This is a genomic window from Micromonospora sp. NPDC047465, from assembly GCF_040643125.1.
Taxonomy (GTDB): Bacteria; Actinomycetota; Actinomycetes; order Mycobacteriales; family Micromonosporaceae; genus Micromonospora.
On the sequence record NZ_JBEYTP010000037.1, the window covers coordinates 38,413 to 64,496 of the forward strand.

Sequence of the window (26,084 nt, forward strand, 5' to 3'; positions counted from 1 at the left end):
ATGCTCCCAGGCCCTTCCCGGCCGGTGGGGCGAGAACGAGCTACGCCGACCTTCGGACCGACCCGACGCGGACTGGCTGCCCCCGCCTGGCCGTTGTCTACTGGCCGTGCACCTCACCCTGCCCGTACACCGGTAACCGCGGCCGGTTCGCGCCGCCCCGCCGACCCCCGCCCGCTGGACCTGGCCGCCGCGACGCACTGCACATGTCGCTCGGCCAGCGGACGAAGGGACGAAGCGAACAACAGCCGCTTCCCGTAGTAGGACTCAAAGACGGTACGGCGTGGACCCCCGCCGCTGTCAACCCACCCGGGCCTGTCGTGTGTTGCAACACGGCGTGTCGCGTCGGCGAGTCTCAATCCGTGGCCAGGTGGCGGCGCAGCAGCGCCCCCGCCGCCGCGGGATGCTCGGCGGCGAGCAACCCACCGGCGGCCAGCACATAGTCGGTGTCGACGACCGGCCGGGCGGCGCGCGGCAGCGGCCACCCGCCCGCGTGGTCGGTCAACACCGCGGAGAGCACACCCGCCGCGTCGGCCGGCGCGGCGTGCCGCAGCACCCCACCGGAGCCGACGAGCAGCCGCACGTCCCGCAGGTCCCGGCCGGCCCGCTCACCCGTCGCCGCGCCCCGGGCGTGCCGCCGCAACGCCACCGTCGCCGCCAGGGCCGCGATCCGGGCGTCCACGGCCCGGTCGACGTCCCCCGCGGGCAGGAACCCCGGGTCGGCGGCGCGCAGCACCGCCGCGGCCGTCAGGTCGTCGCCCTCGGCGTCGCTCAGCAGCCGCTCCTCGACGGCGGCCCGCAGCACCCCCGGTGCGCTCCACCGCATGCCCAGGTCCCCCTCGACGGTCCGGGCCCGCCACAACGAACCCGCCACCTCCCGGCCCGGCCCCGTGGCCCGCTCGTCGGGCGTCAGCACCGAGTACACGTCGGTGGTGGCGCCGCCGACGTCCACCACCACCAGGTCACCGCCGAGGGCGTCGGCGAGCACCTCCACGCCGGTCAGCACCGCGTCGGGCGTGGCCGCCCGCACCAGCCGCGCGAACCGGGGCCCCCGCGACAGCCGCTTCCCGCCGATGACGTGCCGCAGGAACACCTCCCGGATCGCCGCCCGCGCCGACGCCGGCGCGAGGACCCCGATGCGGGGCAGCACGTTGTCGGCCACCGTCACCGGCACCCCCGCGCCGGTCAGCAGGGCGTGCAGGTCGTCGCGGACGTCGACGTTGCCCGCGAGGACCACCGGCACCCGCCAGCGGGCCTTCGCCAGCCGGGTCGCGTTGTGCGTCAACGTCTCGGCGTCACCGCCGTCGGTGCCGCCGACCAGCAGCACCACGTCCGGGCGGGCCGCCCGCAGCCCCGCCAGTTCCGCCGCGCCGAGCCGCCCCGCCGCCACGTGCACCACGTTCGCGCCCGCCGACAGACCCACCCGCCGGCCCGCCTGCGCGGTCACCAGGTGCTCGTAGCCCACCACGGCCAGCCGCAGCCCGCCACCGGCCGACGAGCACACGTACCACGGCACGTCACCCACCGGCAGGCCGGCCGTGGCCGCCCCGACCGCGGCGTCCAGGCCGTGCAGCACGTCCGTGCCGACCGTCGTGGGCGCCGCGGCCGCCGCGACCAGCGCGCCGCCGTCGAGGTCCACCACCGCCACCTTCGTGTACGTGGACCCGACGTCGGCGCAGACCGCGTGCCTCACGCCGCCGGCGGGACGACCACCGTGCCGGTCGCGGTGACCGCCACGATCGGTTCGTCGAGGACCTCCGCCGCCGACTCGCCCCGGTCCGGGCGGCCCCGGCACACCACCCGCGCCTCGAAGTCGATCGTGCGGCTGCGGGTGCCCACCCGGGTCACCGTCGCCGTCACCTCCAACACGTCCCCGGCCCGCATGGCGCCGCGGAACTGCACGTCCGAGTACGACGCGAACAACCCCTCGTCGCCGTCGGTGCGGATGCACACCTCCGTCGCCACGTCGCCGAACAACCCCAACGCGTACGCCCCGTCGACGAGGTTGCCCGCGTAGTGCGCATGCGAGTAGGGCACGTACCGCCGGTGGGTGACGGTCAGACCGACCCGGGAATCACTCATGCCTTCGCCTTCTTCTCCGTGATCAACGCGTGTACCAGATAGCTCGCCACCTCGCCCGGCGTGGTGCCCCGGCCGAAGATCCTGTCCACGCCCAACTCGCCGGCCATCGTCTCGTCGAACCGCGGCCCACCCACGATCAGCAGCGGCCGCTTCCCGGCCGGCATCGCCTCCCGGAACGCCGCCGACATCTCCCGCGTGTTGTGCAGGTGCGCGTCGCGCTGCGTCACCACCTGCGACACCAGCACCGCGTCGGCCTTCTCCACCCGGGCCGCCTCCACCAGCTCCGGCACGCTCACCTGCGCACCCAGGTTGGTGACCTTCAACTCCCGGTAGTACTCCAGGCCCTTCTCCCCCGCGATGCCCTTCACGTTGAGGATCGCGTCGATGCCCACGGTGTGCGCGTCCGTGCCGATGCACGCCCCCACCACCGACAACTTGCGCCGCAACCGCTGCTTCACCACCGCGTTGACCTCCTTGGCCGACAGCAGCGGGAAGTCACGCTCCACCACCTGCACCGCCGACAGGTCCACCAGGTGGTTCACCCGCCCGTACACCACGAAGAAGGTGAAACCTTCGCTCATCGGCTTGGCGTGCACCAGCATCGCCGGGTCGATGCCCATCTTGTTCGCCAACTGCACGGCCGCGCCCTCGGCCCGCTTGTCGTGCGGCACCGGCAACGTGAACGACACCTGCACCATGCCGTCGCCGGTGGTGTCCCCGTACGGCCGGACGATCTTCTTCTCGGCGGCCCCGCCGCCCGGCGCCGTCGCGCCGACCTCGACGGCGCTCACGCCGCATCCCCTTCCAGGATCTCCGTGGCCGGGTTGAAGTAGTCGGCCTCGTGCGCGGCCACCCCCGCCAGACCCTTGCCCCGGTCAGCCGGCCGCTTCATGATCCCGAACGTGCCCTCGGCGATCGCCGTCAACAGCGACTGCTCCCCGATGCGCTCCAGCAGATCCACCGCCTCACCGAGCACCCGGTTGGCCCGCTGCTGGATGAACCCGCCCGGCGCCGGCACAAAATCCTCGTGCAACCCACCGGCCGCACCCAGCACGTACCGCACGTTCTGCAGCGCGATGTCCCGGTCCGACAACCACGGCGTCACCACCGCCTCGGTCATCATCCCCACCAGCAGGATCCCCTGACCCGTCATCGTGCCCACCAGGTTGAAGAACCCGTCCAGCAGGTTCCCCCGGAACACGTCCCCCGTCATGTGCTTCGTCGGCGGCATCCACTTCAGCGGCGCGTCCGGGAACAACTCCCGCGCCAGCAGCGCGTGCGCCAACTCCAACCGGAACGACCCCGGCACATCCGGGTTGATCTCGAACGCGTGCCCCAGGCCCAACTGCCAGTCCTGCAGCCCCGCCTCGTGCGCGAAGAACTCGTTCAGCAGCTGCGACACCGTCACCGTGTGCGCCTCGTCCACCGCGTCCGCGGTGGTCAGGTAGTTGTCCTCACCGGTGTTGATGATGATCCCCGCCCGCGCGTGCACCTGCCGCGAGAACCGCTGGTCCACGAACGTGCGGATCGGGTTGATGTCGCGGAACAGGATCCCGTACATCGAGTCGTTCAACATCATGTCGAGCCGTTCCAGGCCCGCCAGAGTCGCCATCTCCGGCATGCACAGCCCCGACGCGTAGTTCGTCAGCCGCACGTACCGGCCCAGTTCCTTCGACGACTCGTCCAACGCCGCCCGCATCAGCCGGAAGTTCTCCTGCGTCGCGTACGTGCCGGCGAACCCCTCCCGGGTCGCGCCCTCCGGCACGTAGTCCAGCAGCGACTGCCCCGTCGACCGGATCACCGCGATGATGTCCGCACCCGCCCGCGCCGCCGCCTGCGCCTGCGGAATATCCTCGTAGATGTCCCCCGTCGCCACGATCAGGTAGATCCACGGCCGCTGCTTCGGATCCCCGTACCGCTTGACCAGGCGGTCCCGCTCGACGCGGCGCCGGTCGACCAGCCGGATTCCGGCCGCCACGGCCTTGCGCGCCGCCTTCCGCGCCGCCGTGGCCGCCTTCCCCGACGGCACCGCGAACCGCACCGACCCCGCCGCCGCCTTCTGCGCCAGCAACGTCACATCGGCGATCTGCTCCCGCGCCATGGCGTCGAACACCGGCACCGCCACCCCGTGCCCCAGCCCCACGTCCGCGACCACCGCGTCGACGAGCCGGTTCACCCACGGAATGCCGTCCGGGTCGGCGCCGGTCACCCCCGCCAACCGCAGCACCGCCCGCTCCACCGACACCGTCGTGTGGCTGCGCGCCAGATCCACCACCGGCTGCCCGGCACGGCGCGCCAACTCCCGCGCCCGCGCCACCAACCGCGGATCCAGGTCAAGCTTGCCCGTCACACCGTCACCTCACTCCGGCCGGCGACGACGCGACCCGCGCCCCCACCGAACCACCCGCCACGCTCGTTCACGCCGACCCTTCCTCGTAGATCACGTCACCACGCAGCACCGTGCGCCGGCACACCGGCAACGGCGTCGGATCCTCCGGACCCCGCGCCTCGAGGTCCGCGGCCAACAACACCGGCAGACCCCGCTCCACCCCGGCCGGCGTCGACCACACCGCGAACGTCGCCGGCGCTCCCAACGCCAACACACCCTCGTTGTCCAGGTGCACGGCCCGCCACCCGCCGCGCGTGTGCGCCGCGAAGGCGGCCCGCACACTCATCCGCTGCGTCGGGTTGTGGTGCCACACCGCCGCCCGTACCGAACCCCACGGGTCCAACGGCGTCACCGGCGAATCCGACCCGAACGCCAACGCCACCCCGACCCCGTGCATCGCCCCCATCGGGTTCGACTCCAACGACCGGTCCAGACCCAACCGCGACTCGTACATCCGGCCCGCACCTCCCCACAAGCGGTCGAACGCCGGCTGCATGCTCGCCACGATGCCGTACTCCACGAACCCGGCGATCAGCCGCTTGTTCATGATCTCCGCGTGTTCCACCCGGTGCCGCGCCGCCCGCACCCGATCCGTGCCCAGCTTCTCCGCCGCGCCCGCGAAACCCTCCAGCACCGTCGAGATCGCCGCGTCACCGATCGCGTGGAAGCCGCCCTGCATGCCGTGCGCCGCACAGTCCAACAGATGATCCCGCACCTGCTCCGCCGAGACGTACCCGTGCCCGCAGCCCCCGTCGCCGTCCAGGTAGTCCCGCGACACATGCGCCGTACGCGACCCCAACGCCCCATCGGCGAACAGGTCACCGCCCGCCCCGACCGCGCCCAACTCCCGGGCCCGTGCCGCACCCAGCAGCTCACCCCAGTACCCGTACACCTCCGCCACGCCGTCGCCGGACAACGCCAGCAGGCCCGTGAAGTCCTCCTCGTCGGAGATCTCCGGACCACCGCACTCGTGCACCGCCGCGATGCCCAGCGACGCCGCGTGCGCCAACGCCGCCCGCTGCGCCGCCATCCGCTGCGCACGCGTCACCGACGCGAACGCCGCCGCCCGCACCACGTGGTGCGCGTCACGCCGCAACCACCCCGACGGGTCGAACCCCACCGCCGACGCCGCCTGCGGGCACACCGCCAGCAGCGCCGCCGACACCAACGCCGAATGGATCGACGCCTGCGACAGGTACGCCCGCCGGCCCCCGGCTGCCCGATCCAGCGTCGCCGCATCCGGCAGCTCCGGCACCGGCCAACTCGACTCGTCCCACCCGTGCCCCAGCACCACCGCGTCCGACGGCAACCCCGCCGCGAACGCCGCCACCGCGTCCAGCAGCTCCCCCGCCGACCGCACCGCCGACAGGTCCAGCCCCGACAACGCCAACCCCGTGTCGGTGGCGTGGACGTGCGAATCCACGAACGCCGGCGTCACCAACGCCCCGTCCAGGTCCACCACCCGGTCGGCCGCCGGCGCGTCCGCGTCCGCCCCCAACCACGAGATCCTGCCGTCGGTCACCAACAGGGCCGTCGCACTCGGATCGGCCGGACAGTGCAGCACGCCGCCGCGGTACAGAGTCGAGGGGTTCGTCATGACAATCAGTCTGCCGCCAACCGCGACTCGAACAGCGCCCGGACCCCCGGCTCCGACCGCAACAACCCCAACGCCAGCTCCGCGTGCCCCGGCACGTAGCCGTTGCCCACCAGCATCGTCACGTCCGCCGCCAGACCCTCCGCGCCCAACGCCGCCGCCGCGAAACTCGTCGCCATCGAGAAGAAGATCACCGTGCCGCCGTCCGCGGTCGCCAGCACCGCCCCGTGCTCACAACCCGGCACGTCCACGCAGACCACCGTCACGTCGGCCGGCGCACCCAGCGCCGTGGTCACCGCCGACGACAACGCCACCGGATCCCGCGCGTCCGCCAACGCCACCGCGTCCGCCAGACCCGCCGCCGTCAGCGCGTCCCGCTCCGCCGCCACCGGCACCACCCCGACCGTACGGCCGGCGCCTGCCCGCCGCGCCGCCGCGAGGGACAACGACCCGCTCTTGCCCGCGCCGCCGATCACCGCCACCCGCACCGGCGACGTGTCCCCCGCCCGCTCCCGGTCCGCCACGTGCCGCGCCACCACCCGCGAGGTCAGCGCCGGCGCCCCGCACACGTCCAGCACCGCCAGGGACAGCTGCGGGTCCAGGTCCGCCGGCAGCACCGCCGCGATCGACCGGGCGAACAGGATCGCGTACCCGTCGCACGGCACCTGCTCGCTGCGCCCGTCCCACCGCGCCAGACCGTCGAGGATCGTCAGCGGCGTCAGCGTCAGCGACACCAGCGTCGCCACCCGCTCCCCCGCCTTCAACCCCAGCGGGGAACGCCGCCCCGCCTCCTCCACCGTGCCGATCAGCATCCCGCCGGAACCGGTCACCGGGTTCTGCATCTTCCCCCGGGTCGACACGATCTCCAGCACCTCGGCGCGGACCGCGTCGCCGTCACCGCCGTGCTTCTCCCACAACTGCCGGAAGCTCGCCGCGTCGAGGTTCAACCGCTCCACCCGGATGCGGACCTCGTTCGCCGCGATCTCCGGGCGCGCGTCGAGCCGCCACGCCGCCTGCGGCAGCACCCCCGCCGGTTCGACAACGCGGTGCAGACCCACCGGTGACGTCACGCAGACCACCCCCTGTCAAGCCGCCCGAAGCCCCGGCCAGGGCTCGCGTAGCGGGAAAACTTCCGGCAGACTAATTTCTTCACCGGATATTTTCCAGTAGCCTTCGGAATCGCTGATCAACCGCACCACCCGAGGAGGGGCCGTGACCCAGACACAACCGGTGGAGACCATCCCAGCGTCCCGCCCCGCGCCGGTCGCGGTCCCCACCGCCGGACAGCCCTACGAATACCGCCGCGCACCCCTCGTCGAACCCGACTGGACCCGCTTCCCCGGCTGGCGCCACGTCACCCGCGACCAGTGGGAGAACGCGCAGTGGCAGCGCGTCAACTGCGTCAAGAACATCAAGCAGCTACGCACCGTGCTCGGCGACCTCGTCGACGAGACCTTCTACGCCGACCTCGAGGCCGACCAGAAGGCCCTGGCCACCATGTCCATGCTGGTGCCGCCGCAGATGCTCAACACCATGGTCCCGTTCGCCCCGATGACCACCGAGGCGCTCCTCGCCGATCCCATCCGGCGCTACATGATCCCCGTCGCCTCCGACCGGCGCACCGACTGGCCCTCCCACCCGTACGCCAGCCGCGACTCCCTGCACGAACACGACATGTGGGTCGCCGAGGGCCTCACCCACCGCTACCCCACCAAGGTTCTCGCCGAGCTGCTCTCCACCTGCCCGCAGTACTGCGGCCACTGCACCCGCATGGACCTCGTCGGCAACTCCACCCCCACCGTCGACAAGCTCAAGCTCACCCTCAAGCCCGTCGACCGCTACGACGCCCACATCAGCTACCTCAAGGCCCACCCCGGCGTCCGCGACGTCGTCGTCTCCGGCGGCGACGTGGCCAACGTGCCCTGGAAGAACCTCGAGTCCTACCTGATGCGGCTGCTCGAGATCGAGACCATCCGCGACATCCGGCTCGCCACCAAGGCGCTCATGGGCCTGCCCCAGCACTGGCTCCAGCCCGACGTCGTCGAGGGCCTCGAACGCGTCGCCCGCACCGCCGCCCGCCGCGGCGTCAACCTGGCCATCCACACCCACGTCAACCACGCCCAGTCGCTCACCCCGCTGGTCGCCAGGGCCGCCCAGACCGCCCTCGACGTCGGCGTCCGCGACGTCCGCAACCAGGGCGTGCTCATGCGCGGCGTCAACGCCACCGCCCCCGACCTGCTCGACCTCTGCTTCGCCCTCCAGGGCGAGGCGGGCATCCTGCCGTACTACTTCTACATGTGCGACATGATCCCCAACGCCGAGCACTGGCGGGTCCCGGTCTGGCACGCCCAGCAGCTCCAGCACGACATCATGGGCTACCTGCCCGGCTACGCCACCCCGCGCATCGTCTGCGACGTCCCCTTCGTCGGCAAGCGCTGGGTGCACATGCTCACCGAGTACGACCGCGAGCGCGGCATCTCCTACTGGACCAAGAACTACCGCACCTCGATCGAGTCCGCCGACACCGAGGCGCTCAACAAGCGCTACGCCTACTACGACCCGATCGACACCCTGCCCGAGACCGGGCAGAAGTGGTGGGCCGACCACCGCGTCGACGACTGACCCACCCGCACCCGCCACCCCCGGCGCCGACCACCGGCTCCGGGGGTGGCGCGTCTCCGACCCACGACGACACCTCCGCACGGCGGTTCACCCCGCTGTGCCGTAGGCGGCGTCACCTCGATTAGTACACCGCCTGCTGTACTATCTGCGATGTGGAGACGTTGACGCACGGGCAGGTCTTGGCCCGCTTCGGTCATGCCCTGTCGGACCCCACCCGGGCGCGGCTGCTGCTGGCGCTGCGCGACGGGCCAGGCTATCCAGCGGAACTGGCCGAACTGCTGGGCACGACCCGGCAGAACCTGTCGAACCACCTGTCGTGCCTGCGCGGCTGCGGCCTGGTGGTCGCGGTGCCGCAGGGCCGCCGCACCCGGTACGAACTGGCCGACGCCCGGCTGGCGCACGCCCTCGCGGACCTGCTCGGCCTCGTACTGGCAGTAGATCCGGCCGCCTGCCCCGATTCCGACGAGCAGGGCTGCTGCTGATGAGCCTGCCCCTGATCAACCTGACACCGGCGGAGCCGTCGCCGGCGCGCCGCGCGGTGCTCGCCCGCCGGGTGCGGCTGCTGGTCGCTGCGACGATCACCTACAACGCCATCGAGGCGGTCGTGGCGATCACCGCCGGCACGATCGCGTCGTCGACCGCGCTGATCGGCTTCGGCCTCGACTCGGTGATCGAGGTGTCGTCGGCGGCGGCGGTGGCGTGGCAGTTCGCCGGCCGCGACCCGGAGTCTCGGGAAAAGGTGGCGCTGCGGATCATCGCGTTCTCGTTCTTCGCTCTCGCCGCCTACGTGACGGTGGAGTCGGTGCGGGCCCTGGTCGGCGGCGCCGAGGCCGAGCACTCCCGCACCGGTTTGGTGCTGGCGGCACTGTCGCTGGCGATCATGCCGCTGCTGTCGTACGCGCAGCGCCGCGCCGGCCGGGAACTGGGTTCGCGTTCGGCCGTCGCGGACTCCAAGCAGACCCTGTTGTGCACCTACCTGTCCGCCGTCCTGCTCGTGGGCCTGGGGCTGAACAGCCTGTTCGGCTGGTCCTGGGCCGACCCGATCGCCGCGCTGGTCATCGCCGCCGTGGCGGTCAAGGAAGGCCGCGAAGCGTGGCGCGGTGACACCTGCTGCACACCCGGGCTCACCCCGGCCGGACCGGCGGCCGGCAGCCACACGGATGGCTGCGTGGACGGTTGCTGCGCCGACTCGCGGTGACGGCCGGCCTGGCACTCGCCTCGGTGGCGTCGCAGCGACGCCCACGCGCGACCGCCCAGCCATCGACCGTCAGCAGACGGACGGCACGCTCCGGGCCGGACACCACCTAGAGCAAGGCCGCGGTTCTCAGCCTTGCTCTGGGCTGGAAGCTGTGGCCGGGCCCGTTCCCCCCGGACGAGACGACGGCCCCCGGCGTGTGCGCCGGGGGCCGTCATCGCGCACGGGTCACCGGGTGAAGGCGTCCTTCGCGTCGCGGCCGGCTTCCTTGATGCGCTCGCCGGCCTGCCGGGCACGCGCGTCGCTCTGCTGCGTGGCGCCCTCGCCCCGCATCCGTTCGTTGTCGGTGACGTCGCCGATTCGCTCCTTGGCCGCGCCGGTCAGCTGCTCGACCTTGTTCTTCGCCTTGTCGGTGAAGCTCATGTCGCCTCCCCTGCTCCTGCGCCGGGCCTTCCGTGCCCTCGTCCGACTGCGTGCCCGGACCCGGCGGGTGGAAACCTGGGCTGTGCCGTGTGGTGGTAGGGTGCATACCCCCTAAGGCATCCTAGGACACTAGGTGAACGGGAGTGACGGGCTTCTGGTTGACTGGACGAATGGGAGAGATCCTGCTGATCCGGCACGGCGAAACCACCTGGAGCGCCAGCCGCCGGCACACCTCGTACACCGACCTGCCGCTCACCCCCGACGGCGAGCGGCAGGCCCGCGCCCTCGGCGAGTTCCTCGCCGGCCGGCACGTCGCCGCCGTCCTCACCAGCCCCCGGGCCCGGGCGCTGCGCACCGCGCAGCTCGCCGGCCTCCCCGTCACCGGAACCGACGACGACCTCGCCGAGTGGCACTACGGCGACTACGAGGGCCGCACCACCGCCGACATCCACGACGACCACCCGAGCTGGAACCTCTGGACGGACGGCTGCCCCGGCGGGGAGTCCCCCAGCGAGGTCGGCGAGCGCGTCGACCGGGTACTCGCCCGGGTCCACCCGCTGCTCGACCGGGGCACCGTGGCCCTCGTCGGGCACGGCCACAGCCTGCGGGTGCTCGGCGCCCGCTGGGTCGGTCTGCCGCCATCGGCCGGCGGGTTGCTGCGGCTGGACACCGCCACCGTCAGCGTGCTCGGCCACGAGCACGGCCGGCGGGTCATCCAGCGGTGGAACCAGCCGGCTCCCCCGCCGAGCGGGAACGCGCCCGAGCCTGGAGCTCGGCACTGATCTTCGGCGGCCGGTTCTCGTACGGGGTCGACAGCACCACCGTCGTGCGGGTGGTCACGTTCGCCGCCGTCCGGATCTCCTGGAGCACCCGCTCCAGGTCGGTCGGGCTGGCCACCCGCACCAGCAGCAGGTAGAAGTCCTCCCCCGCCACTGAGTAGCACGAGTCGATCTCCGGCAGGTGGGCCAGCCGTTCCGGGGCGTCGTCCGGCTGGGACGGGTCGAACGGCCGGATCGCCACGAACGCGGTCAGCGGCAGGTCCAGGGCCTCGAAGGAGACCCGGGCGGCGTACCCCTTGATCACGCCGCGCTGCTCCAGCCGGCGCACCCGCTGGTGCACCGCGGACACCGACAGGCCCACCTTCTCCGCCAGATCCGTGTACGACAGCCGACCGTCAGCGGTCAGTGCGGCGACGATGGCGCGGTCGATCTCCTCCACGGCGTGCAACCTACCGGGAAAACCGCCCGGCTGCGACGACGCACCCCCGCCGGCACGACGCGGCGTACGCGTCGTGCCGGCCCGTCGGGGCATCGTCAGCCCTTCGCGAGCGCCCGGGAGATGACCAGCCGCTGGATCTGGTTGGTGCCCTCGACGATCTGCAGCACCTTGGCCTCGCGCATGTAGCGCTCCACCGGGTGGTCGGTCACGTAGCCGGCGCCGCCGAGCACCTGCACCGCGTCGGTGGTGACCCGCATCGCCACGTCGGTGGCGAACAGCTTCGCCTTCGCCGCCTCGATCGAGTACGGCCGGCCGGCGTCGCGCAGCCGGGCCGCGGAGAGCATCAGCGCCCGGGCGGCGGAGATCTGGGTGGCCAGGTCGGCGAGGGTGAAGCCCAGCCCCTGGAAGTCGATGATCGCCCGGCCGAACTGCTGCCGTTCCTTCGCGTAGCCCACCGCGTAGTCGAGCGCCGCCTGGGCCAGCCCCACCGCGCAGGCGGCGATGCCGAGGCGCCCCGAGTCGAGGGCGGACATGGCGATGGTGAAGCCCATCCCCTCCCCGCCGATGAGCCGCTCGGCCGGCACCCGGGCGTCGTCGAAGGCGACCTGTGCCACCGGCGAGGCGTGCAGGCCCATCGTCCGCTCGGCGGCCTGCGGGGTGATGCCCGGCGTGCCCCGGTCGGCCAGCAGGCAGGAGATGCCCTTCGGGCCGGGCCCGCCGGTGCGGCAGAAGATGTTGTAGAAGTCCGCGACCCGGGCGTGGGTGATCCACGCCTTGGTGCCGGTGACGACGTAGGAGTCGCCGTCGCGTACGGCCTTCGTGGTCAGGCTGGCCGCGTCCGACCCGCCCTGCGGCTCCGAGAGGCAGTACGCCCCGAGCAGTTCCCCGCCGACCATGTCCGGCAGCAGCTTGCGCTGCTCGTCGGTGCCGAACTGGGCGAGCGGGTAGCAGGACAGGGTGTGCACGCTGACCGCCTCGGCGACCGCGAGCCAGCGGCTGGCCAGGATCTCCAGCACCTGCAGGTAGACCTCGTACGGCTGGGCGGCACCGCCGTGCTCCTCGGCGTACGGCAGGCCGAGCAGGCCCGCCCGGCCGAGGGTGCGCAGCACCTCGCGGGGGAACTCGGCGCGCTCCTCGAACCCGGCCGCCTTCGGGGCGAGCTCCCGGTCGGCGAGTTCGGTGGCGAGATCGAGCAGGTCGTGGGCCTCGTCGGTGGGGAGGATCCGGTCGACAGTCATAGCGCGATGAGCTCCGTGGGGGTGGTGTTGAGCCGTTGCACGCCGTCCGTGGTGCAGACGACGATGTCCTCGATGCGGGCGCCGTGCCGGCCCGCCAGGTAGATGCCCGGTTCGACGGAGAACGCCATCCCCGCCTCCAGCGGGCGGGCGTTGCCGGCCACCACGTACGGCTCCTCGTGGCCGTCCAGGCCGATGCCGTGGCCGGTGCGGTGCAGGAACGCCGCGCCGTGGCCGGCGGCGGCGATCGGCTCCCGCGCGGCGGCGTCGACGGCCTCGGCGGTCACCCCGGGGCGGACCGCGGCCACCGCCGCCGCCTGGGCGGCGCGCAGCACCTCGTAGTAGTCGGCGAACTCGGCCGGCGGCGGACCCCCGGCGACGTAGGTGCGGGTGCAGTCGGAGCGGTAGCCCGAGGGCATCGTGCCGCCGATGTCCACCACCACCGGCTCGCCGGCGCCGATCGGCCGGTCGGAGGTGCCGTGGTGCGGGCTGGCGCCGTTCGGGCCGGCGGCGACGATCACGAAGTCGACGGTGACGTGGCCGGCGGCCCGGATCGCCGCGGCGATGTCGGCGGCGACCTCCGTCTCGGTGCGCCCCGGCCGCAGCCACTCCCCCATCCGGTCGTGCACCGCGTCGATCGCCTCGCCCGCCTCGGCCAGCGCCGCCACCTCCGCCGGTGACTTGCGGATGCGCAGTTCGCGCAGCACCTCGGAGGCCAGCCGCTGGGTGGCGCCGGGCAGCGTGGCGCGCAGGGCGAGGACCTGCTCGGCCCACATCCGGTCGGCCAGCCCGACCGCCGCCACCGGCCCGCCGAGGGCGGCGGTGACGAGGGGGTACGGGTCCGTGCCGTCGGCGTGGTCGACGATCCGCACGCCGGTGGCCGGGGCCGGGGACGCCTCGGCGGCCGGCCGTTCCAGGGTGGGCACGACCAGCGTCGGCTCGCCCTCGGCGGGCAGTACCAGGCAGGTCAGGCGCTCGCCGGCGTGCGCGTCGTAGCCGGTCAGGTAGCGCAGGTCTGAGCCGGGGGTGAGCAGCAGCGCGTCCAGCCCGGCGGCGGCGGTGGCGCGCTGCGCGGCGGCCAGCCGCTGCGGCGGGTACAGCTTCTCGGATCCCACACCGGCCAGCTTAACGGTCGTTCGGGCACCGACCCAGCCCACCCGGCGCTCCGGCGGGCGCTCCCCGACGAGGCGCGGGCGGCGGCCCGACGCGCCGACGGGCACTTCCCGGCCGGACGCTCAGGAGGCGGCCCGGCGCCGGACGAGGGCGAGCATCTCGTCGACGGAGCCGGCGGGATCGGACACCGGGAACTGCACCGCGCGGACGACGGCGTCGGAGCCGACCAGCAGGGTCAGGCGCTTGAACCGCTCGACGCCGCCGGCCCGGAAGGTGGGCAGCGACAGCCCTGCCGCGAGCCGGCCGTCCTGGTCGGACAGCAGCGGGAAGGGCAGCTCGGCGTGCGCCACGAAGTCGGCGAGTTGGTCGGGCCGTTGGGTGCTCACTCCGAGGACGCGCGCGCCGGCGGCCCGGAAGTCCGCGTGTCGGGCGGCGTAGCTGGTGGATTCCAACGTGCAGCCGGCCGCGCCGGGGATCTCCCCCCAGCCCGGCGGAAGGGCCCGCGCCCCGGGTGCGAACGCCCCGGGGAAGAAGTAGAGCACGCTCCAGCCCCGCGCGTCGGCCGGCGCGACTGGCCGGCCGTCGTGCCCGGGCAGGACGACGTCGGGCAGCCGCCGGCCGACCAGGTCGTGCACGCGGCGCGCCTCGGCGGAGGCGGCGTCGGCGGTCGCGGTGAGGTCGCCGTCGCCCATCACGTACCGGTTGCCCCAGTCCTGCAGGGCGATGAGCACCGGCAACAGGCCCTCGCCCTTGGCGGTGAGCAGGTAGTCGAAGCGGGGCGGGTGCGCCGAGTAGGGCCGTCGCTCCAGCACGCCGTGCGTGACGAGCCCGGCCAGGCGTTCGGTCAGCGCCCTCCGGCTGACGCCCAGCTCACGGTGGAGCGCGTCGAAGCGGGTGGTCCCGCCGGCGACCTCGCGCACGATGAGGAACGTCCACCAGTCGCCGAGGACGCCCAGCGCCTGCGCGATGCCGCAGTCCGCGTCCGCCAGGTCGGCCCGCCGCACGTCCCACCCCCGTCCGCTCCGTCGCCCTCGACTATAGTCCGTTTCAAATTGGAACTCACTGGCTCGCGGACGGGGGCGGACGACATGGGCGTCGGGCATGCAGCCGGGGTGTTCTGGCGGTGGTGGGCCGCCGGCACGACCAGCGCGGTCGGGTCGGCGGTCGGCGCCGTGGCGCTGCCGCTGACCGCGCTGACGGTGCTCGACGCCACCGCGTTCGAGATGGGCCTCATCGCGGCGGCCAGCTACGTCGCCTGGCTCGTGATCGGGTTGCCGGCCGGCGTCCTCACGCAGCGGCTGCCGCTGCGCGGGACGCAGGTGGGCGCCGACCTGGCCCGCGCGCTGGCCGTCGCGTCGGTGCCGGTCGCGTGGTGGTTCGACCGGTTGACCGTCGCCCACCTGGTGGTCACCGCGCTGGTGGTCAGCTTCGCCACGGTGCTCTTTGACGTGGCCAACTCGACCTTCCTGCCGAGCATCGTCGACCGGGACCAGCTGCAGTCCCACAACAGCCTGACCTCCGCCACGCACGCCACCACCCAGCTCGGCGGGCCGCCGCTCGGCGGCCTCGCGGTGCAGGCGCTCGGCGCGGTGCCGACCCTGCTCGCCGACGCCGCCGGCTACCTCGTCTCGGCGGCCCTGCTCCGTTCCCTGCCCGCCCGCCGCGTCGACGCGCCGGACCGCTGGCCGCCGGTCGGGGAGATGATCCGCGAGGGCTGGCGCTACGTGGCGTACCACCCGGTGATGGGCCCCGGCATGTGGGCCGCGACGGCGGTGAACTTCGTCTGCGGGGCGCAGCTCGCGCTCTACCCGCTGCACCTGGTGCGCGAGCTGCACGCCCCGGCGGGCCTGGTCGGCCTGCTGCTCGCCGTCGAAGGGATCGGCTCGCTCGTGGGGGCCGCGCTGACGTCCCGGATCACTGCCCGGATCGGGACCGCCCGGGCCCTGGTCGTCGCCGGCTTCGTGTCGGTCGGCGGCGCGTTCGTCGTCCCCTGGGGCACCGGCTGGCCGGCGTACGTCGCCTTCGCGGTCGGCAACGTCGTCTTCGCGGCCGGCGTCGTGGTGCTCAGCGTGACCACCCGGACCTACCGGCAGATCGCCAGCCCGCCCGAGCTGCTCTCGCGGGTGATGGCGACCGTCCGGTTCGTCTCCTGGGGAGCCATCCCGGTCGGTGGCCTGCTCGCGGGCGCCCTCGCCGGCGTCGCGGGGACCCGCGCCACCCTGCTGGTCTTCGCGTTCGCGGCGGTCTGCGCGCCCCTGGCGCTGCTGCTGTCCCCCGTCCGGCGCCTGCGCGACCTCACCGACCACGACCGGGCGGCCGGCGACCGCCGGGCGAGCCCCGTGCCGGCGGGCCGCTGACGGCCTGACCCCGCGCTCAGTCCGGCCCGTCCGGCACGTCCGGCACGACGGGCAGCGCGCCGGCCAGCCGGCGGGCCCGGTCGGCGTGGGTCAGCAGGTCCACGCTGTCGACGAACTGGTCGACCGCGCCGACCGGCGGTCGCGCGCGCAGGGCCGGGTCGGTAACGGCGGCGTGCAGTGCGGCGGCGACCCGGCCGGCGTCCAGGACCAGGAAGGGCCGGCGGTGGAAGGGGCGTGGTCGGGCACGCACCGGCGCCGCCAGCCCGGTGTCGTCGGTCCAGGCGGCGACGGTCTCCAACGCCCGGACCAGCCCGTCCTCCCGGCGCGGCCAGTCCCCCGGGCCCAGCGCGTCGGCCAGGGCCGCGACCACGGGTCCCGCGCCGGGCAGCCGGCCGAACACCGTGCCCAGCCACTTGTCGTACGGCGGCCAGCGGCGACGCAGGAGCAGGCCGAGCCGCATCACGTCCCGGGCCAGCCCGGCGGTGACCACCCGGCTGCCGACGTCGTCGCCGACCTCGGCGCAGCGGCCGGGCAGGTGTTCCGCCTGGGCGACGCGGGTCCACCCGGCGGCGAGCACGTACCGCCACACGTCGTCCGGGTACCACCGCAGGGCCCTCCGCGCCCCGGTGAGCGCCCCGTCGAGGCCGTCGTGGAAGACCTCGCCGCCGGTCGCCTCGGCCAGCCGCTGGGTCGGGGTGGCCAGCCAGTCGGCCGTGGTGACCCCGGCGGCCGGGTCGAAGCCGAGCCGGTCGCGCCACCAGCCGACCATCTCGTCGATCTTCACTCCGTGCCGGACGCCCGCAGGGTCGACCACGCCGAGGCGGCCGTGGCCGGCGAACCGGGTCGGCCAGCCGAGGAAGTCGGCCGGCAGGTCGGCGTCCAGCGCGGCGTGCAGTCGCGGGATCCGCCACGCGTCGGCCGCCGCCACGAAGATTTGCGCCCGCGGCCCCCAGTCGTGGTCCGTGGAGCGCGCGGTGTCCAGCCCGAGCAGCTCCGAGCCGCCGTCGAGCAGGCCGGCCGCGTAGCGCAGGCCGGGAAAGCGCCGGCGCAGGATCGGCGCGAGCACCTCGTCGTGGAACCGTCGGCCGAGCGTCAGGCCGGGAACGAACGTCACACCGGCCAGTCTGCGCCCCTCGTCGGGGCGCTCGCAGCACGGTTCCGGCGCGGCCGGCCGGTCGCGCCGATAGCCTGGAGCCGCGAGCGCCTCGCCGGCGGAGAGGAGCGACAGCCGTGGCACCGAACGACCCGGACCGCGCCGCGGCGCGTCGCCGCCGGCTGCTCTGGTCCGGGATCCTCGCGGTCGCCGGCCTGGTGCTGCTGATCGTCGGCCTGACGATCGCCAACGGTACGGCGGCCTGGATCGAGGTGGCGCTCGCGGTCGCGCTGCTGGTCGCGAGCTACGCGGTGCAGTACCTGGCCCGCCGCGAGACGCTCTACTCCAGCGACGAGCGCCCCTGACCGCCGGGCTGTCCCGCCGTGCCGTACCCCCCGAACGTCGGTGCGGTGTGCCAGGCTGTCGGGCGTGGCACAGCAACCCCCGATCATGCTCATCGACGCGCCCAGCCTCTACTTCCGGGCCTTCTTCGGCATCCCCGAGTCCGCGGCCCGCGCCGCCGACGGGAGCCCGGTCAACGCGGTGCGCGGTTTCCTCGACATGCTGGCGGCCCTGATCCGCACCCGCCAGCCCGACCGGATGGTCTGCGCCATGGACCATGACTGGCGACCCGAGTGGCGCGTCGCGCTGCTGCCGTCGTACAAGGCGCACCGGCTGGCGCCCGAGGGCGGCGAGGTGGTGCCCGACACGCTCAGCCCACAGGTGCCGCTGATCCTGGAGGTGCTCGACGCCGTCGGCATCACCCACGTCGGCGCGGCCGGCTACGAGGCCGACGACGTGCTCGGCACGCTGTCGGTGACCCAGCCGGCGCCGGTCGAGGTGGTCTCCGGCGACCGGGACCTGTTCCAGCTCGTCGACGACGCCCGCCCGGTGCGGCTGCTCTACGTCGGGCGGGGCGTGGCCAAGCTGGAGGACTGCGACGACGCCGCTGTGCGGTCCCGCTACGGGGTGCCGGCCGCCCGGTACGCCGACTTCGCCGCCCTGCGCGGGGACCCGAGCGACGGGCTGCCCGGGGTGCCGGGCGTGGGCGAGAAGACTGCCGCCCGGCTCGTGGAGCGCTACGGCGACATCGCGGGCATCCTGGCCGCCCTGGACGAGCCGGGTTCCGGCTTCGCCCCCGGGCTGCGCACCAAGCTCGCCGCCGCGCGCGACTACCTGGCCGTGGCGCCGAAGGTGGTCCGGGTCGCCCTCGACGTGCCGCTGCCCGAGCTGGCCACCGCGCTGCCCAGCGCCCCGGCCGACCCGGACCGGCTGCTGGAGCTGGCCGGCGAGTGGAACCTGGCCGGCTCGGCGCGCCGTCTGGTCGACGCACTCGCCCAGCGCGCCTGACCCATGTCCGCGCGGTCACCAGGGCTGGCCCGCGCGTCCCGGTGTGGGATTCGAGGCCAACCTCGAATCCCACACCGTCGAGGCTCTTGGGATCTAGGCGTCGGTCCTGGGGTCAGCACTTCGCGAGCAGGCCCGCATCCACGGGCAGCAGCGCCAGGCCGCCGACGACCCGGGCCACGTCGTCGAGGGTCGGGTTCTCCGCAGCCAGAGCGGGGTTCTGGTTCGCGATGCCGGCATTCGAGACCAGGATGTCGATCCCGCCGAACTTCTCGGTCGCCTCGGCGCCCACGGCATCCAGTGCGGCCTGGTCACGCACATCGGCTGTCCGCGCGGACTCGCCGGCCCTCAGCCTCGACCAGAGCGGCGGTCTCGGCAAGGCCAAGGCCGATCGGAAACGGCCGTCGGTGCGACCGTTGCCGGCGCCGCCGGTGTCGCCAATCCGTCGGTGTCTATGCGGTGTGCGGCACGTAGCCTCGTGGCAACCGATCGGATGCGTGGAAGGGGTTCTCGTGACTGAGCTCGCCGCACCGCAGCTCGTGGTGAACAGCCGGATGATCTATTTCGGCTGGGTTCCGGCCGACCCCGACGCGGTTGCCGCGTTGGTGCCGGAGGGCCTCAAGCCGGCCCCGAACCGGCAGGTCTTCATGAACCAGTACGTCGTTGACGACGCCGTGCAGACGTCCGGCTTCGGCGCCTACTCGCTGACGTATCTCGGTCCGGACCTGTCGGGAGTCGACGCACCGGACGGGGTGACCCCCGGGCGCTGGTGGACGCACTACTTCAACTCCAGCCCGGTGGTCCGCGACTACGCCGCCACCCGGGGCGTGCCGGCGAGCGCGGGTACCACCACGATCGAGGTGAAGGGGCACCGGCTGGTCGCCACCACGGAGGCGGACGGCGTACCGGTGATCCGCACGACGGCCCGGGTCGGCCGCACCGGTGATGCCGTGAACCGTGGACAGCTCCGCTACCTCACTCGACTCGACGGCAGGCTGCTGAGCGGGAACTACCCCTTCGTGGCGGAGCCGGTCGACCCCTTCGAGATCGAGTCGGTGGAATTCCTGGCACCCGACCACTCGGTCTACGCCCTGCGCCCTGCTGAGCCGCTCGAAATCGTCTGGGGCTTCTATTCACCGCGCTCGTCCTTCGCATACCCGGGCGGTGAGTCGGCGCTCGACTGAGCGGGACTGCGGAAGGCAGCCTCAGAGCTGCGAGCAGGCCCAAGCGATGAGCGTGGCTGATGCGGTTGGCCACCGTCGAGTTCGCCGTGGCTGACCCGGCGGAGACCGGTTGCGACGGCGAGGGCCTGCGGATCGGCAGACTGTGCGCTCGACCGCCCGCATCCCTCACCCGCTGGCCACCTACTGACGTCGTGGCACCAAGGTTGGACAGCCACGCTCGACGTAGCGCCACATGTTGTGGTGGGTGAGCCAGACCTGCCCGACGATCGTGAAGGTGATCGCGTAGGCAAGGTAGGCGGGCCATCCACGCAACAGCGACGCGCCGAGCTCGTCGCCGCCTTCTTCCTGTCGTCGGAGCAGCTCGATGGCCATCAGAGTCAGGACGATCGCAATGACCGTATCGCTGAACGCCTCGGCGCGTCCGCCACCGCGTTCCAACTCCTGCCCTTTCCAGTACCGGTAGCGGCCACGCTCCAGGTCGGCTGGTGGGACTCGGCACCCTCAGTCATGACTAACGCGCCTCCGCGTTCCGCCGTAACGGCGACGTGCTGCCCACCCTGCTCACGGACGTCTACGTCGCCGGCGCCCGGACCTGTTCGACAAGCGTGAGCGCACCGCCTACCGCCGCTACCTCCATTGGTGGGCCAAGGGCTTGCCGGCCGCCGGGGTGCGTATCCCTATGGTGAACCGTCACGCCGCTCCGGGTCAGGATTGAACAGCTCACTGGCAGGCTTGCTGCTCAGGCACGTTCCGGAGGTTCCTCGCCTGCGGCGCGAAGCCTCCTGGGACACTGAGCGCGTGCGACAGGCGTTCGCTCACGAGGCAGTCCTCGTCATGGAGCCGGGGGCAGATCTGCGGGCTCCGGGGGCGGCGATCACGGCGGAGTTGTGTGGAAGTTGGGATCATGAGCCGCCGTGCCCCCTGGCGCCGCACCACAGTCACGCGGACTGGGTCGATGGCGAGTTGCGTCTGAGAATCTTGTTCGCTGTCGAGCCCGACATGGAACATGTCGTCCGCCAACGCATCGACCTGGCGCTGTCCAGCGGCGAGCTGCGGGGCCCGGACGACACAACCACTCGGTGGCGGCTGCGCAGCAGTCGACACAGCGACGTCCCAACGGAGGAAACCGACCACGCTGAGCGTCTGACCCGTGATTGAACCACTTGAATGCTCGTCGGACGGCCGCTCCTCACACGACAGGACTGCCCTGAGTGGCGGGTGAAGTGGCCCGACGGCGGCTGGGAAGTTGTCCCGCTCGACGACCAGGCTGGCTGGACCGAAAGCACGATCGGCTGTCGGTCCAGCCAGACGCCGCGGTCTGGCTACCCTGCCGGCGGACGGTCCGCGTGCCGGGGGGCGAGGTGGAGCGGTCGGCGGCAGTGGTAGACCAGGGCCGGCGGCAGGTTGGTCCACACGGTACGGCCCACGGTCACCTCGTCGAAGGCCCTGGTCAGCAGCGAGTGGAAGCGCCGCGCCGGGCGGGTCGGCAGCGCGTGCCGGTACGCGAAGGTGGTGAACACGCCGCCAGCGCCGAGCGACCCGACCACGGCGTCGAGGATCGCCCGCTGCCGCGCGGCGGGAAAGGCGGCCCAGGGCAGCCCGCTGATCACCACGTCGGCGGAGACCAGCCGGCGTTCCGCCAGCAACTCCCCGAGGGTGGCGGCGTCGGCGCGTACCACCTCGATGGTGGGGTGCCGACGGGTCAGGCCGGTGGCGAACGTCGGATTGAGCTCGACCGCCAGGTGGTGGCCGCGGCCGGCCAGCCGTTCCTGGATGGTGCGGGTGAATGCCCCGGTCCCCGGCCCGAGCTCGACCACCAGGGGATGCCCCACCCGCGGTACCGCGGCGGTGATGTCCCGGGCGAGCGTGGGCCCGCTGGGCAACACCGCGCCGGTGGTGAGCGGGTGTCGGATGAACTGGGCGAGGAAGGTCGGCGCGTCGCTGGTCACGCCGGTGACGCTAGGTGCGGGACGGCGGGGCGGGGCTCGTGCCGGCGGTCGGCGTATCGGCCACCTGGAGGAGGCATGGCGGCCGATGGGAGGGCCGGCGGGGGCGCCGGCCCTCCGTATGGTTGGCCAGGTGATGGGTGGGCGACGCGGCTGGTGGCGGGAGCTGCTGCTCGGGTTGGTCACGGCTGGCCTCGGGCTGGCCAGCACCTGGCTCGCCCGGCCCGGGACGGCCCGCGAGGGGTGGGCGGGGGTCTTCGCGGTTCTCGCCGGGCTCGCCCTGGTGGCCGTACGGCGGTGGCCCTGGCCGGTGCTGTTCGCGGAGTCGGCGCTGCTGTTCGTCGCCGACGCGGTGGCGCCGGCCGGGGCGGGCACCGCGCAGCTCGCCGCGGCGGTTGCGCTGGGCTACGTCGCGTACTGGTGCGGCCGGGCCTCGACGGCGGCGGCGTACGTCCTCTTCCTCGGGGTGACGCTGGTTGACGTCCTGCAGCAGGGCGACGCCGGGGTCCTCTCGGGCGGTACGGGCGTGATCCGCCTGATCATGCTGGCCGGGGTCGTTGCTGCGCCGGTGGCGTTCGGTCGGTACCTGCGCGGGGTGCGGCACGCCGCGGTGGCGGCCGAGGAGCGTGCCCGGGGGGTGGAGGAGCGCCGGGCGGCGGAGACGCGGGCGGCCCGGCTCGCCGAGCGGGCGGCCATCGCCCGGGACCTGCACGACATCGTGGCCCACCACATCGCGGCGATCGCCCTGCGCGCCGGCGCGGCGCGGTACGCCGTGCAGCACACGGGCCGGACCGAGGAGGCGGTCTCCGCCCTCGGCGAGCTGCGCGACACGGCCGGGCAGGTGCTGGACGAGCTGCGGGAGCTGCTGGAGGTGCTCCGGGACCCGGAGGCGGTCGAGCCGGTCGACCCCCAGGTGGAGCCGGCGCAGGTGATCCGGGACGCCGCCCGACGGTTACGGGAGGCGGGCGTCACGGTCCAGGTGGGCGATCCGGCCACACTGGACCGGGTGCCTCTGGTGGTGGGGACGACGGCCGCGCGGGTGGTGCGGGAGGCGCTGACCAACACCCTCAAACATGCCGGGCCCGGGGCGATCGCCTCGGTGGACGTCCGGGTGGTCGACGGTGCGCTGCTGCTGGAGGTGCTGGACAGCGGGCCGATGAAGCGGCGTCCCGTGCTGCCCGCGTCCGGGTACGGGTTGAACGGGATGCGGGAGCGCGTCGGCCTGCTCGGTGGCACGCTCGCCGCGACGGCCACGGACGGCGGTGGCTGGCAGGTGCGGGCCCGGCTACCGATCAGGGAGAACACGTGATCAGGGTGCTCGTGGTGGACGACCAGACGCTCGTCCGGGCCGGGGTCGGTCTGCTGCTGCGGACGGCCGGTGGCTTCGAGGTGGTGGGTGAGGCCGGGGACGGCCACGAGGCGGTCCGCCTCGCCGAACGGCTGCGGCCGGATGTGATCCTGATGGACCTGCGGATGCCCAGGATGGACGGCATCGAGGCGACCCGGCGGATCCTGGACCGGCAGCCGTCCGCCCGGGTGGTGGTGCTGACCACGTTCGCCGACGACGTCAACGTGTACGGCGCGCTCGGGGTGGGCGCGATCGGCTACCTGGTGAAGGACGGCGCCCCGGAGGAACTGGTGGACGCGGTACGCCGGGCGGCGCGGGGGGAGGCGCTGCTGGCGCCGCCGGTGCTGGCCCGGGTCCTGCGCCGGGCGCTCGCCGCCCACGACCGGGAGCGCGAGCCCGACCGGTCGGCGGCGGCGCTGCGGCTGCTCAGCGCCCGGGAGCGGGAGGTCCTGGCCCTGGTCGGCGCTGGGCTGTCGAACGCGGAGATCGGCGCGCGGCTGCATCTGGGGGTGACCACCGTCAAGACGCACGTGTCCGCGGCGATGGAGAAGCTGGTGCTGCGCAACCGGGTGCAGGCGGCGGTGTTGGCGCACCGGCTCGGTCTGGTCGACGACGACTTCAACCCCGTGCCGGGTGCGGGGGGACCCTAAAGAGACGGCCGGCCACCCGGAGGACCGGTGACGCCACCCCGGCGCGGCACGCTGGTCGGCGTGACTCTCCTGGCTTCCTGCTGGAGCGTCTGGTGTCAGGTCACAGGATGTCGGTCACCGGGTGGTTGGGGACCGACGGCTTGAGGTGGTCGTCACCGCGGGGCGCTCAGGTTTCGGTATCCGGGGTGCACGTGTGGGACGAGTCCCTGCTGGTCGGCGATCCGCTGCAGCAGGCTGGCGAGTTGGGTGCGCTCGTCGGTGCTGAGGGCGGCGCAGAGGTCGTCTTCGTGGGCGGCGGCGATGGACCGCATCCGCATCAGCACCTGCTCGCCATCGGTGGTGAGGTGCAGCGCGTGGTGGCGGCGGTCGGTCTCGCCGGGCCGCCGCTCGACGAGCCCCTTGCGCTCGAGGCTGTCGACGAGCGCGACCACCCGGCTGGGTACGACGCCGAGGTCCGTCGCGAGCGACCGCTGACTTCGCCCGGGCTGGCCGGCGATCATGCGCAGCAGCCCGACGTCGGCCGGGGTCAACCCGAGTTCCTTCACCCGTTGGGCGAATCGCTCGGCTGCGTGTGCGCCGAGCTGAGCCACCAGGAACGCCGCTCCGGTGGGGCGGGCTTGCCGTCGTGAGGTCACCCAGATATGTTACACCCAGTGAATGGTTCACGCGGCTGAACTGTTCACCCGCGAGAAGGGAGATCTGGAATGCCAGCCACCCGTTATCCCGATCTGGCCGGCAGGGTTGCGCTCATCACCGGCGGTTCACGCGGCATCGGCGCGGCGACCTGCCGCGCCTTGGCCGCCAACGGCGTGCGGGTCGCCGTCAACGGCCGGGACGAGGCGGCACTCGCCGGCGTCGTGGCCCGCATCGCCTCCGACGGCGGCCAGGCCATCGCCGTGCCCGGTGACGTCACCGACGCCACCACCGTGCGCCGCATCCGCGAGAAGGTGGAGGCCGCCTTCGGTCCGGTCGACATCCTCGCCACCGTCGCCGGCGGGCAGGGCCGACCCGTACCTACCGTCGCCCTCGACGCCCAACGGTGGCGCGCGACGGTGGAGTCGGAACTGACCTCGACGTTTCTCGCCGTGCACGAGGTGCTGCCCGGCATGGTCCGCCACCGACGCGGCGCGATCATCACCATGGCCTCCAGCGCTGGACGCCAACCAAGCCACGCCAACGCCGCGTACGCGGCCGCGAAGGCCGGTGTCGTCATGTTCACCCGACACCTCGCCAACGAGGTCGCCCAGCATGCCGTCCGGGTCAACTGCCTGGCCCCGTCCGCTGTCCGCAACGACCGTATGGAGCAAGCAATGAGCACTCAGCAGCTCGACGAACTGGCCCGGCACTTCCCGCTGGGGCGCATCGGCGAGCCCGACGACGTCGCCGAGGCGATGCTGTTCCTGGCATCCGACGCTTCGTCCTGGATCACCGGCGTCACCCTCGACCTGACCGGCGGGCGGGTGATCGCATGACCACCACAAACGCAACCCAGCGCCGCCGCCACCAAACCGGGCCACCGCTCGGCGTCCTCGCCGTCGTGTTCACGGCCCTGTTCATGGCCAGCCTCGTCCTCGGCGCCCTGCTCGCCGGCGGCAAGCCCTACCCGTCGCCGTACGGCCCCGCAGCCGACATCCTGGCGTACTTCCGCGATCATCAGTCCGCGGTGCAGGTCAGCGCGGCGCTGCAGTTCGCCGCCGCCATCCCGCTGGCCATCTACGCCGCGACCGCGTCCGCGCGCCTGCACCAACTCGGCGTCCGGGCACCCGGCGCGACCATCGCGCTCATCGGCGGAACTCTCTCCGCCGGATTCCTCGCCCTCTGCGGCCTGCTCGGCTGGGTCACCTCCCAACCCGAGGTGCTCGACGAACCGGCCCTCGTGCGCGCTCTGCAATACCTCACCTTCGCCACCGGCGGCGTCGGGCACGTGGTGCCGCTGGGTCTGCTGATCGCCGGCGTGGCAGTGCCCGGCCTCCTCGCCCGGCTACTGCCACGCTGGCTTGCCTGGTCAGGCCTGATCATCGCCGCCGTCGCCGAAATCGCCACCCTGAGCCTGCTCATCGACAACGCGGCCATCCTCCTACCGATCGCCCGCTTCACCGGCCTCGCCTGGCTGATCACCGCAGGCTTCCGCCTCCCCCGGCAACGACCGTCCAGAGCCGAGAACGTCAGAAACTGAAACTTGCCGGCTGTTGGAAATGAGGTTCCCCCGGTAGCTCGGAGACTTTCGATCGTGGTCTTATAGGCCCTGACCAGGAGGTTCTCTGTGCCCGCCCCTCGTAAGTACCCGGACG

At 73.2% G+C, this 26,084-nt stretch carries 28 protein-coding genes; 12 read left to right on the forward strand and 16 right to left on the reverse strand.

Translation table 11 applies throughout. The annotated features are described in order from the left end of the window. Positions 1 to 352: 352 nt before the first annotated feature. From ABZ793_RS26840 to ABZ793_RS26865, 6 genes are all read right to left on the reverse strand, one after another. A complete protein-coding gene (locus ABZ793_RS26840) occupies positions 353 to 1,690 on the reverse strand; it encodes a glutamate mutase L (RefSeq protein WP_357461981.1) in 1,338 nt (445 codons plus the stop codon). Next, positions 1,687 to 2,079, reverse strand: a complete 393-nt coding sequence (locus tag ABZ793_RS26845) for a hotdog domain-containing protein (protein ID WP_350705426.1) — start codon at positions 2,077 to 2,079, stop codon at positions 1,687 to 1,689. The genes ABZ793_RS26840 and ABZ793_RS26845 overlap by 4 nt, the downstream gene beginning before the upstream one ends. Beyond that, a complete protein-coding gene (locus tag ABZ793_RS26850) occupies positions 2,076 to 2,870 on the reverse strand; it encodes an OAM dimerization domain-containing protein (protein ID WP_357461982.1) in 795 nt (264 codons plus the stop codon). The genes ABZ793_RS26845 and ABZ793_RS26850 overlap by 4 nt, the downstream gene beginning before the upstream one ends. Further along, positions 2,867 to 4,429, reverse strand: coding sequence for a lysine 5,6-aminomutase subunit alpha (locus tag ABZ793_RS26855; RefSeq protein WP_357461983.1), 1,563 nt, complete (start codon positions 4,427 to 4,429; stop codon positions 2,867 to 2,869). Before ABZ793_RS26855 ends, ABZ793_RS26850 begins: the two co-directional genes overlap by 4 nt. A gap of 67 nt (positions 4,430 to 4,496) precedes the next feature. Further along, positions 4,497 to 6,065: an amidohydrolase family protein gene (locus ABZ793_RS26860; protein WP_357461984.1), complete on the reverse strand. Its 1,569-nt coding sequence runs from the start codon at positions 6,063 to 6,065 to the stop codon at positions 4,497 to 4,499. A gap of 5 nt (positions 6,066 to 6,070) precedes the next feature. Further along, complete coding sequence (locus ABZ793_RS26865; protein ID WP_357462005.1) at positions 6,071 to 7,120, reverse strand: zinc-binding alcohol dehydrogenase; 1,050 nt, start codon at positions 7,118 to 7,120, stop codon at positions 6,071 to 6,073. 154 nt (positions 7,121 to 7,274) lie between these two features. On the opposite strand from ABZ793_RS26865, the gene ABZ793_RS26870 reads away from it, so the two are divergent. From ABZ793_RS26870 to ABZ793_RS26880, 3 genes are all read left to right on the forward strand, one after another. Further along, the gene (locus tag ABZ793_RS26870; RefSeq protein WP_350705418.1) at positions 7,275 to 8,684 is read left to right on the forward strand and encodes a lysine 2,3-aminomutase; all 1,410 of its coding nucleotides are present in this window, start codon (positions 7,275 to 7,277) and stop codon (positions 8,682 to 8,684) included. Positions 8,685 to 8,836: 152 nt separating this feature from the next. Next, positions 8,837 to 9,166, forward strand: coding sequence for a metalloregulator ArsR/SmtB family transcription factor (locus ABZ793_RS26875; protein WP_357461985.1), 330 nt, complete (start codon positions 8,837 to 8,839; stop codon positions 9,164 to 9,166). After that, positions 9,166 to 9,882, forward strand: coding sequence for a cation transporter (locus ABZ793_RS26880; RefSeq protein ID WP_357461986.1), 717 nt, complete (start codon positions 9,166 to 9,168; stop codon positions 9,880 to 9,882). The genes ABZ793_RS26875 and ABZ793_RS26880 overlap by 1 nt, the downstream gene beginning before the upstream one ends. A 225-nt stretch (positions 9,883 to 10,107) precedes the next feature. On the opposite strand, the gene ABZ793_RS26885 is transcribed toward ABZ793_RS26880, so the two are convergent. After that, a complete protein-coding gene (locus ABZ793_RS26885; RefSeq protein ID WP_357461987.1) occupies positions 10,108 to 10,302 on the reverse strand; it encodes a CsbD family protein in 195 nt (64 codons plus the stop codon). A gap of 170 nt (positions 10,303 to 10,472) precedes the next feature. Here ABZ793_RS26885 and ABZ793_RS26890 point away from each other — a divergent pair, with 170 nt between their 5' ends. Further along, positions 10,473 to 11,084 (forward strand): histidine phosphatase family protein, encoded by a 612-nt coding sequence (locus ABZ793_RS26890; protein ID WP_357461988.1) that lies wholly within the window; start codon positions 10,473 to 10,475, stop codon positions 11,082 to 11,084. On the opposite strand, the gene ABZ793_RS26895 is transcribed toward ABZ793_RS26890, so the two are convergent. The 4 genes from ABZ793_RS26895 to ABZ793_RS26910 form a co-directional block, all read right to left on the reverse strand. Then, entirely contained in the window at positions 11,014 to 11,520 is a 507-nt protein-coding gene (locus ABZ793_RS26895; RefSeq protein ID WP_357461989.1) for an Lrp/AsnC family transcriptional regulator, read from the reverse strand. The two genes, ABZ793_RS26890 and ABZ793_RS26895, sit on opposite strands and share 71 nt — an antisense overlap. A 95-nt stretch (positions 11,521 to 11,615) precedes the next feature. Continuing rightward, a complete protein-coding gene (locus tag ABZ793_RS26900) occupies positions 11,616 to 12,758 on the reverse strand; it encodes an acyl-CoA dehydrogenase family protein (protein ID WP_357461990.1) in 1,143 nt (380 codons plus the stop codon). Then, a complete protein-coding gene (locus ABZ793_RS26905; RefSeq protein WP_357461991.1) occupies positions 12,755 to 13,870 on the reverse strand; it encodes a Xaa-Pro peptidase family protein in 1,116 nt (371 codons plus the stop codon). Before ABZ793_RS26905 ends, ABZ793_RS26900 begins: the two co-directional genes overlap by 4 nt. 120 nt (positions 13,871 to 13,990) lie before the next feature. After that, positions 13,991 to 14,872: a winged helix-turn-helix transcriptional regulator gene (locus ABZ793_RS26910; RefSeq protein ID WP_357461992.1), complete on the reverse strand. Its 882-nt coding sequence runs from the start codon at positions 14,870 to 14,872 to the stop codon at positions 13,991 to 13,993. An 84-nt stretch (positions 14,873 to 14,956) separates the two neighbouring features. Between ABZ793_RS26910 and ABZ793_RS26915 the strand changes: the two genes are divergently transcribed. Beyond that, entirely contained in the window at positions 14,957 to 16,225 is a 1,269-nt protein-coding gene (locus ABZ793_RS26915; protein WP_357462006.1) for an MFS transporter, read from the forward strand. A 16-nt stretch (positions 16,226 to 16,241) separates the two neighbouring features. On the opposite strand, the gene ABZ793_RS26920 is transcribed toward ABZ793_RS26915, so the two are convergent. Further along, positions 16,242 to 17,339 carry a DUF4037 domain-containing protein gene (locus ABZ793_RS26920; protein ID WP_357461993.1) on the reverse strand — a complete coding sequence of 366 codons (1,098 nt, stop codon included), beginning with the start codon at positions 17,337 to 17,339 and terminating at the stop codon, positions 16,242 to 16,244. 116 nt (positions 17,340 to 17,455) lie between these two features. Between ABZ793_RS26920 and ABZ793_RS26925 the strand changes: the two genes are divergently transcribed. After that, a complete protein-coding gene (locus ABZ793_RS26925; protein ID WP_350705396.1) occupies positions 17,456 to 17,683 on the forward strand; it encodes a hypothetical protein in 228 nt (75 codons plus the stop codon). Between the two features lie 85 nt (positions 17,684 to 17,768). Further along, positions 17,769 to 18,668 carry a 5'-3' exonuclease gene (locus tag ABZ793_RS26930; RefSeq protein ID WP_357462007.1) on the forward strand — a complete coding sequence of 300 codons (900 nt, stop codon included), beginning with the start codon at positions 17,769 to 17,771 and terminating at the stop codon, positions 18,666 to 18,668. 112 nt (positions 18,669 to 18,780) lie between these two features. On the opposite strand, the gene ABZ793_RS26935 is transcribed toward ABZ793_RS26930, so the two are convergent. Continuing rightward, positions 18,781 to 19,050 (reverse strand): SDR family oxidoreductase, encoded by a 270-nt coding sequence (locus ABZ793_RS26935; RefSeq protein ID WP_357461994.1) that lies wholly within the window; start codon positions 19,048 to 19,050, stop codon positions 18,781 to 18,783. Between the two features lie 127 nt (positions 19,051 to 19,177). On the opposite strand from ABZ793_RS26935, the gene ABZ793_RS26940 reads away from it, so the two are divergent. Then, the gene (locus tag ABZ793_RS26940) at positions 19,178 to 19,849 is read left to right on the forward strand and encodes a hypothetical protein (RefSeq protein ID WP_357461995.1); all 672 of its coding nucleotides are present in this window, start codon (positions 19,178 to 19,180) and stop codon (positions 19,847 to 19,849) included. 180 nt (positions 19,850 to 20,029) lie between these two features. Here ABZ793_RS26940 and ABZ793_RS26945 read toward each other — a convergent pair whose 3' ends face one another. Both ABZ793_RS26945 and ABZ793_RS26950 read right to left on the reverse strand, forming a co-directional pair. Then, entirely contained in the window at positions 20,030 to 20,287 is a 258-nt protein-coding gene (locus ABZ793_RS26945) for a TMEM175 family protein (RefSeq protein WP_357461996.1), read from the reverse strand. An 884-nt stretch (positions 20,288 to 21,171) separates the two neighbouring features. Further along, the gene (locus ABZ793_RS26950; RefSeq protein ID WP_357461997.1) at positions 21,172 to 21,798 is read right to left on the reverse strand and encodes an SAM-dependent methyltransferase; all 627 of its coding nucleotides are present in this window, start codon (positions 21,796 to 21,798) and stop codon (positions 21,172 to 21,174) included. A gap of 133 nt (positions 21,799 to 21,931) precedes the next feature. Between ABZ793_RS26950 and ABZ793_RS26955 the strand changes: the two genes are divergently transcribed. Both ABZ793_RS26955 and ABZ793_RS26960 read left to right on the forward strand, forming a co-directional pair. Next, on the forward strand, positions 21,932 to 23,104 hold the full coding sequence (locus tag ABZ793_RS26955) for a histidine kinase (protein WP_357461998.1): 1,173 nt from the start codon (positions 21,932 to 21,934) through the stop codon (positions 23,102 to 23,104). Next, positions 23,101 to 23,793, forward strand: coding sequence for a response regulator transcription factor (locus ABZ793_RS26960; protein ID WP_357461999.1), 693 nt, complete (start codon positions 23,101 to 23,103; stop codon positions 23,791 to 23,793). Before ABZ793_RS26955 ends, ABZ793_RS26960 begins: the two co-directional genes overlap by 4 nt. A gap of 152 nt (positions 23,794 to 23,945) precedes the next feature. Here ABZ793_RS26960 and ABZ793_RS26965 read toward each other — a convergent pair whose 3' ends face one another. Next, a complete protein-coding gene (locus ABZ793_RS26965) occupies positions 23,946 to 24,428 on the reverse strand; it encodes a MarR family transcriptional regulator (RefSeq protein WP_357462000.1) in 483 nt (160 codons plus the stop codon). 69 nt (positions 24,429 to 24,497) lie between these two features. Between ABZ793_RS26965 and ABZ793_RS26970 the strand changes: the two genes are divergently transcribed. Both ABZ793_RS26970 and ABZ793_RS26975 read left to right on the forward strand, forming a co-directional pair. Continuing rightward, complete coding sequence (locus ABZ793_RS26970) at positions 24,498 to 25,265, forward strand: SDR family NAD(P)-dependent oxidoreductase (protein WP_357462001.1); 768 nt, start codon at positions 24,498 to 24,500, stop codon at positions 25,263 to 25,265. After that, positions 25,262 to 25,969 (forward strand): DUF4386 domain-containing protein, encoded by a 708-nt coding sequence (locus ABZ793_RS26975; protein ID WP_357462002.1) that lies wholly within the window; start codon positions 25,262 to 25,264, stop codon positions 25,967 to 25,969. Before ABZ793_RS26970 ends, ABZ793_RS26975 begins: the two co-directional genes overlap by 4 nt. Positions 25,970 to 26,084 lie beyond the last annotated feature (115 nt).